The organism is Verrucomicrobiota bacterium, from assembly GCA_027622555.1.
GTDB lineage: Bacteria > Verrucomicrobiota > Verrucomicrobiia > Opitutales > UBA2995 > UBA2995.
In genome coordinates this window covers 1-16,943 of record JAQBYJ010000078.1, presented here as the reverse complement: position 1 = coordinate 16,943, position 16,943 = coordinate 1, and the positions used below count along the sequence as shown (strand labels likewise).

Below are 16,943 nucleotides of genomic sequence, written 5' to 3'. Positions count from 1 at the left end.
GGTATTTGGGATTATTGGGTTGGTTCTAAACTTCGTCTCTGACAGCGTTGGTCATTCTACATGAAAAAACTACCCCTGATTCTCACCCTCTTTTTGGTCCCTATCATCATTCAAGCTGCGGACTTACCCAACATCGTGGTTCTAATCTCCGATGACCTGGGTCGCCTGGATACGTCAGTCTACGGATCTCCCGATGCTCGAACCCCGACTTTGCAGTCACTGGCCGAGCAAGGCATGACCTTTGACAACGCCTATGTGGCTTCTCCGTCCTGCTGTCCCAATCGAGCGTCGCTACTGACCGGTCTGATGCCCGCCCGCCATGGTGCGCATCCCAATCATAGCCAGATGAAGCCGGGGACTCCTGAATTGACCGGCATTCTCAAGGGGCTGAGTTATCAGATAGCCTCCTTTGGTAAAGTCCAGCATGGGAGTCGCCCGTTTACGGGTTGTGATTTTCACTATAAAGATCCTCAGAACATGTCCCGCGATTTGCAGGCATTGATCGATTCTGGAAAACTGGAAGACGCGCCGATATGCCTATTCGTAGGTGATCGGCGACCGCACGTTCCCTGGATCAAGGAGATGATTTATAATCCGGATGAAATCACCCTGCCGTCTACCTTTATCGATACCCGGGAAACCCGGGAGCATTGGGCTCGCTACCTCTCGGACATTACCCACATGGATACGGAAATGCACCGGGTGCTCAAAGTAGCAAGGAAACATATGGGCAACGATTTCATCTGCTTTTTCACCAGTGATCACGGCGGTCAATGGCCTTTCGGGAAATGGAATCTGTACGACAGCGGAACCCGTATTCCCTTAATCGTTACTTGGCCGGGAAAAATAGAAGCGGGCGTTCGCACCGACGCGATGGTGAGTTGGGTGGACATTGTGCCTACGCTCATCGAACTGGCTGGAGCCGAATATCCCGACGACATCGATGGCAGATCATTTGCCAAGGTTCTCACCGGACAATCAAAAACCCATCGAGACAAAATATTTACTACGCATACGGGCGACACCGACTATAATATTTATCCGATCCGCAGTGTCCGCGTTGGAAACTACAAATACATTCACAACCTTCTACCGGACGCCGTTCACACCAATCACTCCGATATCTTACGAAACGATGGTCGGGGAGCGTACTGGGATTCCTGGGACGCTGCAGCCAAACGCGATTCGAAAGCCGCTGCGACAATCGAGGCCTACTATACACGGCCTGAGTTTCAGCTATTCGATCTGGAAAATGATCCCCTGGAACAGTCCAATCTGGCTAACAACCGGAAGAGCCAGACATTGCTCAAACAGCTTCGCTCTGACCTGACCGCCTGGACCACTTTGCAGGGTGACGATTTACAACCCCATCGGGAACCCTACTTGAAGACAGACTCGTTGCCCGACATTCGAGAAGAGATCGTAGCAAAACGAAATCAAAGGTAGCTCAATGCCTAGGGATGATCCAATAGATCTGTTTTAACGTGTTATTCCCCCGATGCTTGCGTCGTGGTCGGTGACTGAAGTGAAAAATTGAAATCGTGGAGATCGGCAGCAAGCTACCTCCTACATTTAAATGAGCGATACGAGTTGTAGGAGGTAGCTTGCTGCCGAATAGATTACCGAGGATGTTCGCTTAGTCTTTGAAAGGAAATGAGAAAGATGGTTGGAAATGAACATGTCGGTGTCGTCATTCCATCCCTCGAAACGTGTGCGGTTTCCATTTAAGATATCCCGATACTTACCACCTTCCGAAACGTCCGGTGGCAAAAATAGGTCCACAAGCAGGTCACTGAGTTCACCGCCTTGATTCAGCTTCTGTCCGTAGAATAGGTTTTCAATGGTCCTGATTTCGGGAGATTCGAATTGCTTGGTGAAATACCGATCCGATTTAGCCGATAAGTTCGCCCATAAACATAGCAGCGTGGCGAGAAGACATAGGGTAATGGTTTTTGAAAGTCTCATAATGCTTCGAGTAATTTTTCCCGATACGTGAAATAGTGTAGTTGTAGATTACTCAAAGACTGTTTTAAGTGGCGAGATGTCATTTCCTCGAATTCTGTACTTTCTTCTATTATTCCTTCTTTCAGTGTCTTCGGCTTTGAGCCTCGTTTCCGAAGATTTCCGAGTGACTTATGGAGCAAGCAACACCGGTAAACACATTGTCTTCATAGCGGGCGAGCGGGAATACCGATCAGAAGAGTCGCTGCCTACGTTGGCCAAGATTTTGGCGAAACATCATGGGTTTAAATGCACGGTCCTGTTCACCTTGGCCGACGATGGAACCATAGAACCTCAGGGTCCAAACCTGAAAGGCCTCGAAATTCTCCAGGATGCGGATCTGTTGTTCATGTTTATGCGTTTTCTGAATTTGCCGGATGTGGAAATGGAGCATTTCGATCGATATGTTCAATCGGGAAAACCGATCATTGCTTTGCGGACCTCCACGCATGCTTTTAGAATTCCTGACGGACCCTGGAGAAAATACGACTATGCTTACGAAGGAAAAGAATATTTGAATGGCTTTGGACGGCAGGTGCTAGGCGAAACCTGGGTTGCTCACAATGGTGACAATCATTTGCAAAGCACACGTCTTACTCCGGTAAAACATCAAAAGCGCCATCCGGTGCTTACAGGTGTCGGTGAAATGCATACTCAAACCGGCAGTTATCTTGTGTCTCCCCGTGAAGGTAGTTGGCCTTTGGTTATGGCTCAACCATTGAAAGGGATGGCGGTCGATTCGGATCCGCATCCTGCTCTTTACTCAGTACCGGCAGTTTGGACACGTTTTCGCGATGTCGGAGAAAAAGGTCGGGTGCTTGCCTGTACTCACGGCGCTTCCGTTGATCTGCTGGATGATGGCTTGAGACGATTATTGGTAAATGCTTGTTTCTGGGCTTTGCGTGAAGAGGATCGAATAAAGTCCAAGCTCAACATTGAATTTGTTGGCCCGTTTAAACCGACAGAGTATGCATCCTGGGCCTGGAATCAGGGTGTACGTCCTTCCGACCTTGAGGGCTATTCCAGTACGATAGGCGGTGGGGAGTATCCAGAACCACCAGCTAGTTACTTGGAGCGGATGGAAATCAAAAAACAAACGTGGCTGGCCCTGGAACGTAGTGAACCTTGAGGTAAGGTATGAAGTATATTAACGCACTCATTTTGGTTTTAGTAGTTAGTATATCCTTCTGGAGTTGCTCTTCTCCCAGGAGTAATCCCCAAGATCTTTTAGAATCTTCGCATGTTAAAGAGGCTGCGTCCAAAGCCAATGCGGTATTGTCGAAAAGCATGGTTTGCTGGAAAGGTGTGACGCCGGATTTTGACGGTCGGGTTGACGCGGAAGAATACCGGGACGCCTCCCATCTCGTTTGGGATGAAACCTGGATCGAGGCGATGCCTCAGGAAATCGAATCACCGGAGGATCTCGATTTTGATATATGGGTGAAGCACGATGGCGAGTATCTGTATCTGGCTTTCGACATCCGGGACAACCTCTTCTATGGGATCGAAACCGAACGCTGGCTACCTGCACAGGATCCTAATGCCCATAGAATCGGAGAACGAGAACGAGGTCGCCCCTGGTTCGGCGATATGATCGAAATTCTTCTCTATACCCGCTTGATGGATTTGCAGCTCCCAGTCTTTGACGTCACCGGCGATGGTCGCGGTATTCAGATCATTTACAATCTGACCAAATCGCTTGAGGGTGGAGTGGGAGTTCCGGGGATGTTGCCTCACGGACCGAATACAACGATAGAGAATTTTGAAAACAATAAACGATGGATCCTGGAAGATATCATTGAAACGCAAACCGTTCGGCACGATGAAGAGAATCGCTACACTGTTGAAGTTCGCATCCGCTTGAATGGAGGCATCGAGATTGGCGACGGTGTTTACTGGTCCGATAACAATCCAGACACACCGATCGGCTTCAATCTTTCAATAGGCGATGTGGACGGTGTGGAAAAATCTCCGGATGGACTTCTACATCACGAAACCTGGTGGGCTGGTAAATGGAGTGAAGGAATAAACGAACCTAAGAGAAAATTCTGGGGACTTTTGATCATGACTTCGAAGGAGAAAAAGGATTTCGAGTTGATCAAATGAGATCCCTTGGTAGAGCTTATAGTAAACCTCATAGTTTCAAAAAATCTAGATGTGATGAAGAGCAAGGCGCAGTTTGCAAGCAAGCGCGAGAGCGTAGTATCCTACGTAACCAAGCGGATTGCGGACTGGAACGCAGTTCTTCGTGCATGTTGATTTTAGCCTTCGATAGGGCAATTTTGTAACGTAACTTGTTGTGAGGATTGAAATATTAATACTAATATCCATAACACATTGATTTTAAATTTGATAAAACCTGCTCTATCGAAGGCGTTTGAAACATTAGGGTAAAGTCTTCCGTATCTCCGATCTCTTAAAGTTATGAAATATCCTATCCCTTTTCTTCTGGTCTCATTCGTCCTGGCTATTGGAAGCTTAAGTCATGCGCTTGAAGATTCGGAATGGAGAGTCTATCGGGGTGATAGTAAGGCTAACCAGTATTCCAATCTGGCGCAGATACACGCGGCCAACGTGCATCACATCGAAAAGGCCTGGGAGTACCACACCGGAGACGCAACGGATCGGTCATCCATTCAAGTCAACTCTATCATGGTGGATGGGCTGCTCTATTTCTCCACCTTCAGCCTAAACGCGGTTGCACTGGATGCGGCCACCGGAGAAGAGGTCTGGGTGTTCAAGTCTGCCAAATACAACGAAGAGAATCGTGATCTCAAGGGACGTACGCGCGGGGTGGTTTACTGGGAGTCGGGAAACGACAAACGTATTTTCCATTTTGTGAAAAACCGGGTCTATGCACTCGATGCTGAAACAGGCCTTCCCATAAACTCGTTTGGTGAAGGCGGATTCATCGACCTTCGAAAGCATCTACGTGTCGACTACATTAAGGCATCCATCGAGGTGACCAGTCCTGGGATTGTTTATAAGAATAATCTTATCGTAGGCTCTCGCGTTCCGGAAGGCTATGAATCGACCCCAGGCGATATTCGTGCGTTTGACACCGTGACCGGAGAGTTTAAGTGGATTTTTCACACCTTACCCGAGAAAGGAGAATTTGGATACGATACCTGGGAATGGAAAGAGGGCGTGGCCTATGGCGGCGCGAATCCTTGGGGAGGCTTTTCACTCGATGAAGAAAGAGGTTGGGTATTCTGTGCGACAGGATCTCCCTCCTTCGATTTTTACGGTGGAAATCGTATAGGCATAAATCTCTTTGGCAATTGTGTGCTCGCTCTCGATGCCGAAACCGGTGAGCGGCAATGGCACTACCAAACCGTGCATCACGATCTTTGGGACTATGACAATCCCTCCGCGCCCGTATTGGCGACGGTCACCGATAAGGGTGAGAAGAAAGATGTCGTCGTGCAACTAACCAAGATGGGTCTAACCTTTGTCCTGGACCGTGATACGGGTGAGCCGGTTTTTCCTGTCGTTGAAATGCCGGTACCGCCTTCGGATATTCCCGGCGAGCAAGCCCACCCGACTCAACCGATACCGCTGCTTCCGCCACCTCTCAATCCCTTGCAGGTTACAGAGGCCAACCTCAACAAGTTGACTCCTGAAATGCATACGCTGGCTCTGGAGAAGTTTCACAAATTAAAAGCCGGACCCCTTTATACCCCACCGAGTGAGCAGGGCACTCTGAACATGCCAGGGACTTTGGGTGGCACTGAATGGCAGGGCGCCTCGTTTGATCCTGTTACCAATACGCTGTTTGTGAATTCACATGCGTTGGCTGGTATTAATCAATTGAAGGAAGTGTTACAGCCGAAGGCAGGTGTGAGTCTGTCTCCCGCTGAAAACGGACGCCTTATTTACCAGAAGAACTGCACGTCTTGTCACGGCTTCAGTCGGGACGGTGTGCCTCCTGTTATTCCTCCTCTTAAGAATTTGGGTAAGCCTGCGTCGGAATTGCAAGCAGTGATTCACGATGGTCGGGGACCCATGCCTGCATTCGGATATTTCCCGGATAGCGACATAGAAGACCTGGTTGCCTATGTAATGAGTCTCGACGAAGATCTGGTCGATCTTGCAGAAGATTCTGTTGAGACGCTTTACCTCGCGGCAGGGTATCACAATTTCACGGACAAGGATAAAACCCCGCTCACAGCACCTCCCTGGGGAACGATGAATGCAATCGATCTCTTGAATGGGTCGATCTTGTGGCAGGTTCCGTTGGGTGAGTATCCGCATCTTGTGAAACAGGGTATCCGCAACACGGGGACACCGAACTATGGCGGTGCTGTTGCTACAGCTGGAGGAGTGGTGTTTGTTGCCGGCACGGCAGATGAAAAGATCCGGGCTTTCGACAAAAATCGCGGAGAAGTTTTATGGGAGTCCCGACTCCCGGCAGGTGGCTATGCAACGCCTACCGTTTATCAAATAGACGGAAAACAATACGTCGTTATCATCGCCGGTGGTGGAGGTAAGAACGGGACGAAGTCAGGAGATTCGATTGTGGCGTTTGCGCTACCCGACAATTTTGAGTCTCTGGATTTGGTTAGCACCGATAGCGATGATGCAGAGTGGATAGAACTCTTTGATGGCAAAACTCTGGATGGTTGGGTTCATATGAATGGCTCCCATGACTATTCTGTAGAAGATGGGACTATTGTTGGGCGCACTTATCCTTGGAGTCAGAATTCATTTCTCTGCACAAAACAGCAGTTCGATAATTTTGAACTCGAGGTGGAAGTCATCGTCGACGACACGACGAATCAGGGGATCCAATTTCGTTCGCGCGTTAAATCAGAACCAACCGGCACGGGTTATAGTAATTTAGTAGGTCGCGTCTGGGGACCCCAGTTGGAGATCCGTCAGTTTCAAGGAATGAAAAACCCGACCACGGGTTTTATTTACGGAGAAGCGATGAACACACGTTTTCTATCTGGTGATATTTACCCCAAAGGCCATCACCATTACGTTGATAAATCCTGGAACAAGCTGCGCATCGTCGCTGAAGGTCCACGACTTCGAACCTGGGTCAATGGCACGCTCATCGATGATGTAACCCACGAAGGCGCCTACAAAACTCATCCACACGGATTCGTTGCCCTGCAAATACACGGAATGAATGATGGCCGGACCTACGAAATGGGCTGGCGAAATATCCGCATCCGCCCATTGCCGAAACGTTAAGACATTGCAGCAGTGGGGGAGGCTCGGTTTTCCTTCATCGCAATTTCCTTTGCCCCACGCCTCTCGCCCTGCATTAACTTCCTGCTTGAATCACGAGAATTGGCCTTCTAGTTTATTTGGACTCAGTTTCAGGTTCTATCATCTAGATTCCCTGACACTATCTTTCGTAAAACAGCGCATGAGATGGTCTAGACTCGTTTGCGGCCATTTTATTACTATTCTCCAAACTTCCATCTCGAATCTTCCAGCTAATTCTCCTATTTCAACTCTTAGCTCTCTCCTCTTTGCTTTAAGCTCATCCCATGCTCCGCGCCTTCAGCCGCATTCGTAAAACTCTGATTAATGAGGGAAAGACATCCCGCTATATTCGCTATGCCTTGGGGGAGTTTCTGCTCATCGTAGCCGGTATCCTGGTGGCTTTACAGATTCAGAACTGGAATGAGGGAAGAAAGCTGGACCATGACCGCCAGGAGTTGATTGAGAATTTGAAGGCGGATTTTCAAACCAACCTCATGCGCCTGGAGGAAATCATCCCTGTAGGGGTCAATAGCCTTGAAAAAACAAAACTTTTTCTGGGAATCGCGGGTGGAGATAATAGTGACCTCTCATTGAACGAATTGAAAACGTTGGCAGGAGAAGCCTACGGCGGTTTCCGCTTTCGCCCAACCTTGCCAGCGTATGAGGCGGCAATTACGACGGGGTCAATTGGACTTATCGGGAGTCCTGAGTTAAATAAATTGTTTATTCAATTTAAGCAGAGTGACGATACCTTTCAGGTAACTACAAACTTTTCCTTTCAGGAGGCAAATCTTGGAGGAGGCACAGAACTTCGGAAGCAGTTGGGTAGTTGGGAAATTATGGGGGAATTTAGACTTCCTAACCCTCCTGAGGCTTTCAACCTTTCCACTCAGGAATACCGAAATTTTATAGCTCAAAAGGAAGTCTATGCCATTTTCGAAAACATGCTGGTTTTTCACGCCCTTAAGCTCGCGGCACTTAATGAAATGAAAAACACCACGGAACAAATTCTCACCGCCCTCGATGCCCTAGAATGAGCTTACTATCTCCCCTTTGTTTCTGAATTAGCGTCCTAAAAAGAAGAATTGATTACACTACGAAGAGGCTGGTTGATGGTCCTGGTGGAAGGAGCCCGTAGGGCGACTGGAGCCTGGACCATCAACCAGCGAGGGGGTTAAAGAAAGAGCATCATGAAAAGTAATCAATCATCCAACGAATCGGAATCTAAAAACCCGCGCAAGGCTCGGCGTTTTCTCACTGCGGAAAAGAAATACCAGATTTTTCTGGAAGCGCAGGATGTCAACAAGCCTGTGGGCGAGATACTACGACGGGAGGGCCTCTATTCCAGCGATCTGGTGCGAATCCGCAACCAGGTCAAAGAAGGCGCTTTGCAAAGGCTGCAAATAAAACCCGGGCGCAAACAGGAAAGCATCCGTTTGGAGGCTTACCAAAACCTCAAGGAGGAATTGGAACAGAAGGAACGTGCTTTGGCCGATCTTTCCGTGGAATTGGCCATTCTGCGAAAAAAAACGAATGGGGGTTCGTGGGAACGATAAAAGGCAAGCACCTCTCAGAGCTAATCAAAGTGCAGATTTTAACCTTGATAGACACCAGCCAGGACCAGGGAGTAACGATTCAACAAGCCTGTTCGGTACTGCTTATTTCGTATCGAAGAGTCATGCGTTGGAAAGCAATAGCTCGCTCGGGTTTGGTTTTGACCGACCACAAGCCCGGGCCCACAGAAGCTTTACACCGGCTCTTATGGGATGAGATTGAGCAGGTAAAGCATATGGCCGGTCAGGAAGCCTATGCCGATCTTTCTCATCGCATTTTAGCGGTGACGGCTTGGGAGCAGGGGCTTTTCCATGTTTGTTTCTCATCGGTTTACCGCATCCTCAAAAGGTTCGATATGATGCAAATGCGAGCGCCTGGAAGGCATCATAACGGCCGTTCCGTGGCTCCGTTCAGAAAGGAGATCACCGGCCCGAATCAGCGCTGGTGTTGGGACGTGAGTTATCTGCCGACACTGGTCAGAGGTGTTTTCCTGTATTTTTATCTACTCCTGGATGAGTTTTCCCGCAAAGCCCTTCAATGGCGTATCAGTTGGCAACACACCGCCGCGGAAGGCGGCTTGCTCATCGAGGGAGCCCTGGGTGATGAAAACATCCTCGATTTGCCCGAATCACAGCGGCCGGAAATCCTCAGCGACCGGGGACGTCAGATGAAAGCCAAGTCCATCAAACGCTTGTGTGAAGACCATCAGATGCCACAGATGTTTGCCCGCCCGCGAACCCCCAACGATAATCCCTTTGCGGAATCGTTTTTCAGCACCGTGAAAAGAGCACCGCAGTATCCCGGTTTCTTTGTCGATGACCAACAGGCCAAAGAATATATGTGCAAATACATTGACTGGTATAATCACGAGCATTACCACTCGGCCATTGATTATGTGACTCCTCAACAGGCTCATCTCGGCTTGAGGAAAACTATCGTCGAACGAAGAAACCACAATAAACAGATTCAGCGAGTAAGGCGCCGCCGAATAAACCAACAAATAATAATCAATCCGTTAACAAAAATATAGATAGAATCAGCCTCTTGTTTGTAGTGTAATTGGTCTCGATTTTAGGACATTAATTGAAAAACGCGGCGATCTCCAAGCTTCCATCTCCAATCTCCTGGCTAATGCTCCCTTTTCAACCCTTAGCTCTTTCCTCTCAGCTCTAGGCTCATCCTATGCTCTCACAGATCAGAAATACCGGGAATTGATAGCCCCAAAAGAGGTGTACGCCATGTACGAAGCCATGTTAAATTTCCACTTGTTAAAGTTCGAGTCACTCATTGAGTCAAAACAAACCACTGAACACATCCTCGCCGCCCTTGAATCACTAGAATAAACATTATAAATCACCACGAAGGACACGAAGATTTTCTGGAAGCATGCTGTTGTTTTAGTAGCAAGGGTGGTGACACCATTGACACATCTATCGACCATGCTTACAGATTCTTTTGTGTAGGAGTGGAGCTTGCTCCCGAATTTGAAAGTCTCGGATGGACGAATCGGGAGCAAGCTCCTCTCATGCTATTAAAGAATATCTCTGTTTGAGTGCATAAAAGAATAACTACGCTATTCTCTTTTTTTTCAAATCTCCTTGCTCCAGACTCTTTGCTCTAAGTTCATTCCCATGCTCCGCTTCTTCAGAAAAATACGCCAGAACCTTCTTCAACAAGGGAAGGTGTCACGGTACCTTGCCTACGCCCTAGGCGAGATTCTCTTGATCATGATCGGTATTTTCCTGGCCTTGCAGTTGAACAACTGGAACGACCGTAGGTTGGACCAGATTGAGGAACAGGAAATCCTGGCCAGATTATTGATAGAAGTACAAACGCCTTTGGATATTTTTCAAGGCGTTTGACTGGTACAGAAAAGAAACAAGAGGCGCTGAAGCGGGTGGCCCTTGCGTTGAATGGTCAACCTATCGAGGACAATAAAGCATTTCTATTAGATATTGCACAGGGGACTGCATTTCCTTGGGGTCAACCGCCTCATCAAAGAGTCACGTTTGAAGAGTTGCAAAGCTCGGGTAAACTGGGACTCGTGCACAATACGGCTCTGAGGGAAAGTATTATAATATACTATAGTGGGTTCGCTGCCACCGAAGATCGCTTGCGTGAGAAAGTAGGTGAATATTCTGATGTTTCCTTTGGCCTGATTCCATCATCGACGGGGGGAGCTACTGTTGATATTGATTTGGAATTGTCTGAGAGCCGATATGCTTCCCTGGCTCAGTCGATTCTGGATTCGGATTTACATCTCCACATCACCAGAGAAGAAAACCGGGCAAAGGATCTTCATTCCAGTTGGATATCGCGCCAAGAAAGGGGAATTCAATTAACCGCAGAAATCGAAGCCGAACTAGCCAAGTAAGCCCATGTTTTCTATAAAAAATAACAACCACTGATATCACTGATGAACACTGATAATTTTCAAAATCATCCATTCCTGAACTGTACCATAAAAAGATTCAGCCTTTCTCCTTTAGCCTTTAAATAATGCTCTTCATTTTCCGTAAACTCCGCCGCTCCTTCTTCCTCCCCGGAAAAGTGAGGACGTATGTTGCCTACGCGATTGGCGAGATCTTTTTGATCGTAGTAGGTATCCTAATTGCTGTGCAGATTGGCGAGTGGAACCAAGCCCGAAAAGACTACGCCGAAGAGACGGCTATTCTGATTCGGTTGAAAGCTGATTTTGAAGAGAATCGGGAGTTGTTGAAGGATCAGGGGGAATACAACAAGCAAATTTCTGAAGGTCTAATAAATCTATTAGCGGTTATCAGTCCACAACCGGACGTTGTGCCAGAAGAAGTAATGGTGAGTGGCATGATTAGCTTGGCTCGGATTCCATTTTACAATCCCCAGACCAGTGAAATGGACTCTCTGACCTCATCAGGAAAGATGGTACTCATCAAGAATGAGAAACTGAGTCGCAACTTGAACACCTGGGAAGCACTCCTTGATAAAGCTGAATCACACCACCAAAGACTGAGAGAAATTTCAATCAGAAGTGAAGAGCGCTTTTCTGGGATCTGGCATTGGAAGAACCACGATCCTCATTGGGGTCCTGACCCTGGGCCAAGTCATTTTTCTTATGATCAACAAGCACTCCTTGCAATGCCTGAACTGGAATCCGCCGTCTATCTCAAGTTGGATTCTAATTATTACAATTCTGACTTCATTACTCGACTGTCTGACCTTCAACAATCCATCCTCGATCTCATCGACACCGAGCTAGCGAGTCGGTAAGGCTATGGTCCGGTTATTTTCAATCCCAGTATGGTCGTTCCTCGGAACCATCTACGATCTTCAAATTTCTATCGCCCAATAAATGCTTTTCATCTTCCGAAAACTCCGCCGCTCCTTCTTTCTCCCCGGAAAGGTCAGAACCTATGTTGCTTATGCTATTGGCGAGATCCTGCTGATCGTCGTCGGTATCCTAATCGCTGTGCAGATTGGTGATTGGAATCAGGACCGTAGGGATCGAAACGAGGAACGGGAAATCCTTGGAAGAATCTACGATGAACTCGGAATCAATATAACAACCATGTCGAACGGGCTCCAAGGGGATCCGATGTGGATTGAGAGGATTGACCGGGTGATTGCAGCCTTTGATGGAGAACCGATAGAGGATAACATAGCTTTTCTTGAAGATGTTGCAGGCGCCGGTGCCCATACTATCAGGAAGCAGATTAATTCTAGCTACGTAGAGTTTTTGGGCAGTGGTAGGCTTGGCCTTATTCAGAAGGTGGAACTCCGTAAATCGATTATCGATTATTACGATGATTTGGATCAGCAAGAACAGCGTGTCGAAAAGCGTACCGGCAAATATCCAAGCCTTATCTATAAACTTATTCCTCTCATGGACCGAACTAATACCGACACGGGGGTTAGAGAAGACCTCAGCGATGAACAGTATGCCATGTTGGTACAGACCGTTCTGAATGCCGATCTCCGTAGTCATTTGCTCCATGAAAGGAATCGGAGCGTATTTATTAGTTCGATGTTTAAAAAGAAAGTGAAGGCCGCCAGCGAAATTCAGACCATGATCCAAACCGAACTAAACCAGTAATCAACACAACCACCGATTACTGATGAACACTGATAATTTTCAAAATCATTCATTCATAAAAATATTCAGCCTTTAGCCTTCCTCCTTTAGCCTTCAAATAATGCTCTTCATCTTCCGTAAACTCCGCCGCTCCTTCTTTCAACCCGGGAAGGTGAGAACGTATGTAGCCTATGCCCTCGGCGAGATTGCTCTAATAGTAATCGGTATTCTAATCGCAGTCGAAATCAGCGACAGGAATCAGGTGAGGAAGGATCGGGCGGAGGAGCAACAGTTGCTCGCTGCTATTAGCGACGAAGTGAGCCAATATATTTTTTATGTAGAAACCGGTATTCAACGCGGGGAAGAAATCAAAGCTGCGAGCGAGCGATTGATGATGGCTATGAAAAATCCGTCCATTACCGCAGACACGGCTCAATTGGATCAGGATATTTCGGACGTCCTATCCATTCGCTGGTTGAGCGGTGCAGGACAAACCACCAGTATTTATGACGTGCTGGCACAAGGAGGACAATTGAGACTTATTTCCTCGAAAGATCTCCAGAAACAATTGAAGAGATTAAAAACAAATTTTGGTTATCTCCTGAATTACGAACTCCTTCAGGCCTCCTTTGTGGATAACCAGTTGAGCCCATTTTTAAATAAGTATATCAATCGATTGGCGCTTACGGGAGAAGCATTGGAAGTTGACCCCGCACTCTACGATAGTCCCTTCACTACCGATCGCGAAGCATTGCTAAAGAGTAGAGAGTTTTCAAATCTGCTGACTGAACTTATTAAACATACCAGATCTCTTCTAAATTCAAATAGAAGACTTTATGATTCCTTAAACCAGATTGATACATTGGTGATCGAAGGAAACCCGTCTCTTGAACCCCACACATTTGAAAGAGTTGATTATCTTCCGTAAACCTTCCCGAACCAGTTTCATCTGCCTTTAGCAAACTGACCCCATGCTCTTTATCTTCAGAAAACTCCGCCGCTCCTTTTTTCCTCTTCGCCAAAAAGAAGGCTCCGCGGGACACGTCCTGCCTGGAAAAGTAAGGACGTATGTAGCTTATGCCATCGGAGAGATCGTTCTTATCGTGGTGGGTATCCTAATCGCACTGCAAATTGGCGAGCGGAACGCAGGCAGAAAGGACCGGGCGAAAGAACTGGATATATTAAGAAGCCTGGCAAAGAATCTGGAAATCAATATCCAAACGTTTGAGGCTAATATCGAAGCTCTTCATGATTATAATAAATCGAGTGAGATTGTCCTGAAAACGCTTGATGAAAAGCTGCCCTATACCGAAACCCTGAACGTCCATTTTCACAAGGCACGAGTTTCAAAAGATGAACGGTTTATTTCTCAAACCGGATATGAGCAATTTAAGAATGCCGGATTCAGCATTGTTCGTAACGACCGTTTGAAAGACGAAGTCATTGGGCTCTTCGAGTCTACTTATCCGAGGAATCTTTTAGATTATGACCAGGTCAATAAGGAATACGTTCCCGTGGTCGATCATATCGTGCCGCTGTTCATTTATGCGGGAGATTCAAAGGGATTAGAACCCGTAGATTTTGAGGCACTGTATGATGACAATTATTACATCAATTGGATTAGAGCCTATATGAAAGGAAGGAAAGATCTGATAACAATTGAAACGGACGTATCCAGCGAAACCCAGAAAGTTCTCAACCTCCTACAGGCAGAACTAAACAAGAAATAATACGTAACCACTACCGAACGAAGTAACACCCTGCCAATGAACACTTCACGAATGAAATGAGAAGGCCTGACAATGTACACGAATGAGTTATTAATTGAATACTGTCATGGTTGCTTTCCTCGTCAAAATCGATTTGGTCGATTACATCAATGTCATACCGAGGATCTTGGATTCTTATTCGATTCGTGTGCATTAGTGTCCATTCGTGGTTAACTCCTTTCCTTTAATAAATGCTCTTCATCTTCCGCAAGATCAGACGCTCCTTCATTCTGCCTGGGCAACCTGATAAATAGGATTAAAAAATTGAGTGGAAATTGTAACTTGATCTCAGTCCGGTAAGAACATAACTTTATCAACATGGGATTTGCGGAAATCAAAGAAAATGCTAAAGACCTTTCGGAACAGGAACGAAGGGAACTTGTTGCTTATCTAGTGCATCTTGAGCAAACTGCGGATCCAAATTACTTGGATAAAATTACCCGAAAAATAGACGAGTCGGAAAAGTTTGCCAGGTGGGACGAAGTCAAAGGCGAATTTGACGACGATTGATGGAACCATTTGAGCTTTTGCTTCATTTGGATGCTCTGGAAACCTTGCGAAAGGTTCGAGGAGAAAATCGAAAGCAAATTGTTCGGTTTCTGTCGGTTTTACCTACCAATCCCTATCTTCAGCCAGATACAACCTACGAAGACCGAAAAGGTCGCATCGTGAGCAAGATTCGTATTCGTAGTTACATTCTTGAATATATTGTCGATGATCCTGTTCGGGAAATAAAGATTATCGAATTGACCAAGGTAACCAATTAATCCGGCTCAGAATTCAGCCTTCTGCGTTCAAACTTACAACTTTCACCCCATGCTATTTATCTTTCGTAAACTTCGCCGCTCGTTCTTTCTCCCTGGAAAGGTCAGGACGTATGTTGCTTATGCCATCGGGGAGATTGCTCTGATTGTAATCGGTATCCTCATTGCCCTACAGATTGGAGAATGGAACCAGGCCCGGGCTGATGAGAAACTCAAGGACAGCTACATCGCTCGTCTGATTGAAAATATTCAAAGCGACCTCGGGAGCTTCGAAATCCTAACAAACCTAAATGAAATAGGGGTTAGTTTCTTGGAGCTTCTGATGCAGGTAGCCAAAGACCCCGAGATCGTTAGGCACCGTCCGGTCGAGTTTATGGCTGCCGTTAATCGGAGGAAGACAGTGCTTCGATCGAACTTGTACACAGATACCTATCAGGACCTGCTCTCCACGGGCAATATGAGGTTGATGGAAGACGCGTTAAAAAAGGCAATTTTCAGCTACTACCATGTGAATCAACGTGTGCGAATAGGCGAGGTGGTGGAGGATAATCTTTCCATTCAATACAGTCATCTGCAACGTGGTGTTTTGACAAACGAACAAGCCAACTGGCTGCTTGATCATTATCCCCGAGTAAATAAAATACATATGGAAGTGATCAGGGCCGAGACTTACGATGGTGAATCCGTCGTCGAATCAGCCTACCGCCTACAACGGAAAACAGAATTGGTCCAGATATTGCCAGAAATGAAAGCGATTTTCTCTAATGGTCTCCGGAATGTCATCATCCAAGAGAGAGAGGCTAACCAACTCCTGGAAGCCTTACAGGCAGAACTCGAAAACTAGCGCAAAAGAGGAACTCCGAATTCTCCAGGACATGGCGAATGAGCTTCAGTTTTACCGGTTTCTTCATAACGGCGGGAGCAAGCGAATGGGCGAAGTTTTAACCGCTGCGGAAGACTTGCTTTTGTGGATCAGTCATCCCGAAGATAGACCGGAAGAAGACAAAATAGCTCTGGAAGTGCATAAGCTGACATGGAACTGGATGTCCCGCAGGTCGAGCTCGATGTACGACACGCTCAATAGCTCGGGTGAATTCGACCTTATTTCGTCGCGTGAATTGAGAAAGAGCCTCTTTAACTTGAAAACTCAACAAGAGATTCTCTTCGAATTCGAAGTCCAACAATTTGACTTCGTAGACGTTCAACTGAGGCCTTTTTTAAATCGCACGACAGATCGTACAGCTATCCGCTCGGTTTATAATTCATCGATTCTCGAAACAAGCTATCATCCCTCTCCATTCACAACTTCCTATGAGGAGTTACTACGCAACCGGGAATTCGCCAATATCCTGACCGACCTTATTTATATGACCAAAAGGATTACCGATGCCTATGGAAGAATCGAAATAGACTTAGATGACTTGGATGCGCTTATAGCCTCTGAATACCCTTCCATTCGACCAGAACCGTATCTTCCTTACTAAGCAGAATGGCACAGTGAGTTTTACCTCAACATTCACCTGAATTCGTGAGATAAAATTGAATAAAAAGATGGAACCTGTTGGGGTTCAGTGGCTAAAGTAGCCT

The 16,943-nt window shown here is 46.8% G+C and carries 18 protein-coding genes; 17 read left to right on the top strand and 1 reads right to left on the bottom strand.

The features are described from left to right. Positions 1–60 precede the first annotated feature (60 nt). On the top strand, positions 61–1,446 hold the full coding sequence (locus O3C43_17860) for a sulfatase (GenBank protein MDA1068358.1): 1,386 nt from the start codon (positions 61–63) through the stop codon (positions 1,444–1,446). A 126-nt stretch (positions 1,447–1,572) separates the two neighbouring features. On the opposite strand, the gene O3C43_17855 is transcribed toward O3C43_17860, so the two are convergent. After that, the gene (locus O3C43_17855; GenBank protein ID MDA1068357.1) at positions 1,573–1,965 is read right to left on the bottom strand and encodes a hypothetical protein; all 393 of its coding nucleotides are present in this window, start codon (positions 1,963–1,965) and stop codon (positions 1,573–1,575) included. A gap of 76 nt (positions 1,966–2,041) precedes the next feature. Here O3C43_17855 and O3C43_17850 point away from each other — a divergent pair, with 76 nt between their 5' ends. The 16 genes from O3C43_17850 (at position 2,042) to O3C43_17775 (ending at position 16,840) form a co-directional block, all read left to right on the top strand. Continuing rightward, on the top strand, positions 2,042–3,130 hold the full coding sequence (locus tag O3C43_17850) for a hypothetical protein (protein ID MDA1068356.1): 1,089 nt from the start codon (positions 2,042–2,044) through the stop codon (positions 3,128–3,130). Between the two features lie 8 nt (positions 3,131–3,138). After that, entirely contained in the window at positions 3,139–4,107 is a 969-nt protein-coding gene (locus O3C43_17845; protein MDA1068355.1) for a hypothetical protein, read from the top strand. A gap of 318 nt (positions 4,108–4,425) precedes the next feature. Then, positions 4,426–7,200, top strand: a complete 2,775-nt coding sequence (locus O3C43_17840) for a DUF1080 domain-containing protein (GenBank protein ID MDA1068354.1) — start codon at positions 4,426–4,428, stop codon at positions 7,198–7,200. 302 nt (positions 7,201–7,502) lie between these two features. Continuing rightward, positions 7,503–8,255 carry a DUF6090 family protein gene (locus O3C43_17835; protein ID MDA1068353.1) on the top strand — a complete coding sequence of 251 codons (753 nt, stop codon included), beginning with the start codon at positions 7,503–7,505 and terminating at the stop codon, positions 8,253–8,255. Positions 8,256–8,408: 153 nt separating this feature from the next. Continuing rightward, positions 8,409–8,774: a hypothetical protein gene (locus tag O3C43_17830; GenBank protein ID MDA1068352.1), complete on the top strand. Its 366-nt coding sequence runs from the start codon at positions 8,409–8,411 to the stop codon at positions 8,772–8,774. Positions 8,775–8,803: 29 nt separating this feature from the next. Further along, positions 8,804–9,802 (top strand): DDE-type integrase/transposase/recombinase, encoded by a 999-nt coding sequence (locus O3C43_17825; protein MDA1068351.1) that lies wholly within the window; start codon positions 8,804–8,806, stop codon positions 9,800–9,802. A gap of 601 nt (positions 9,803–10,403) precedes the next feature. Continuing rightward, positions 10,404–10,634 carry a hypothetical protein gene (locus O3C43_17820; protein MDA1068350.1) on the top strand — a complete coding sequence of 77 codons (231 nt, stop codon included), beginning with the start codon at positions 10,404–10,406 and terminating at the stop codon, positions 10,632–10,634. Next, positions 10,631–11,146 carry a hypothetical protein gene (locus tag O3C43_17815; protein MDA1068349.1) on the top strand — a complete coding sequence of 172 codons (516 nt, stop codon included), beginning with the start codon at positions 10,631–10,633 and terminating at the stop codon, positions 11,144–11,146. The genes O3C43_17820 and O3C43_17815 overlap by 4 nt, the downstream gene beginning before the upstream one ends. Positions 11,147–11,271: 125 nt before the next feature. After that, on the top strand, positions 11,272–12,021 hold the full coding sequence (locus O3C43_17810) for a DUF6090 family protein (protein ID MDA1068348.1): 750 nt from the start codon (positions 11,272–11,274) through the stop codon (positions 12,019–12,021). Positions 12,022–12,103: 82 nt separating this feature from the next. Next, the gene (locus O3C43_17805) at positions 12,104–12,844 is read left to right on the top strand and encodes a hypothetical protein (protein MDA1068347.1); all 741 of its coding nucleotides are present in this window, start codon (positions 12,104–12,106) and stop codon (positions 12,842–12,844) included. Positions 12,845–12,944: 100 nt separating this feature from the next. Continuing rightward, the gene (locus O3C43_17800; GenBank protein ID MDA1068346.1) at positions 12,945–13,751 is read left to right on the top strand and encodes a hypothetical protein; all 807 of its coding nucleotides are present in this window, start codon (positions 12,945–12,947) and stop codon (positions 13,749–13,751) included. A gap of 43 nt (positions 13,752–13,794) precedes the next feature. Beyond that, positions 13,795–14,553 (top strand): hypothetical protein, encoded by a 759-nt coding sequence (locus O3C43_17795; GenBank protein ID MDA1068345.1) that lies wholly within the window; start codon positions 13,795–13,797, stop codon positions 14,551–14,553. Between the two features lie 357 nt (positions 14,554–14,910). After that, positions 14,911–15,102, top strand: a complete 192-nt coding sequence (locus O3C43_17790) for a hypothetical protein (protein MDA1068344.1) — start codon at positions 14,911–14,913, stop codon at positions 15,100–15,102. Then, positions 15,102–15,359 carry a hypothetical protein gene (locus tag O3C43_17785; protein MDA1068343.1) on the top strand — a complete coding sequence of 86 codons (258 nt, stop codon included), beginning with the start codon at positions 15,102–15,104 and terminating at the stop codon, positions 15,357–15,359. The genes O3C43_17790 and O3C43_17785 overlap by 1 nt, the downstream gene beginning before the upstream one ends. A gap of 49 nt (positions 15,360–15,408) precedes the next feature. Next, positions 15,409–16,200, top strand: a complete 792-nt coding sequence (locus O3C43_17780) for a hypothetical protein (GenBank protein MDA1068342.1) — start codon at positions 15,409–15,411, stop codon at positions 16,198–16,200. Positions 16,201–16,231: 31 nt separating this feature from the next. After that, positions 16,232–16,840 carry a hypothetical protein gene (locus O3C43_17775; GenBank protein MDA1068341.1) on the top strand — a complete coding sequence of 203 codons (609 nt, stop codon included), beginning with the start codon at positions 16,232–16,234 and terminating at the stop codon, positions 16,838–16,840. Positions 16,841–16,943 lie beyond the last annotated feature (103 nt).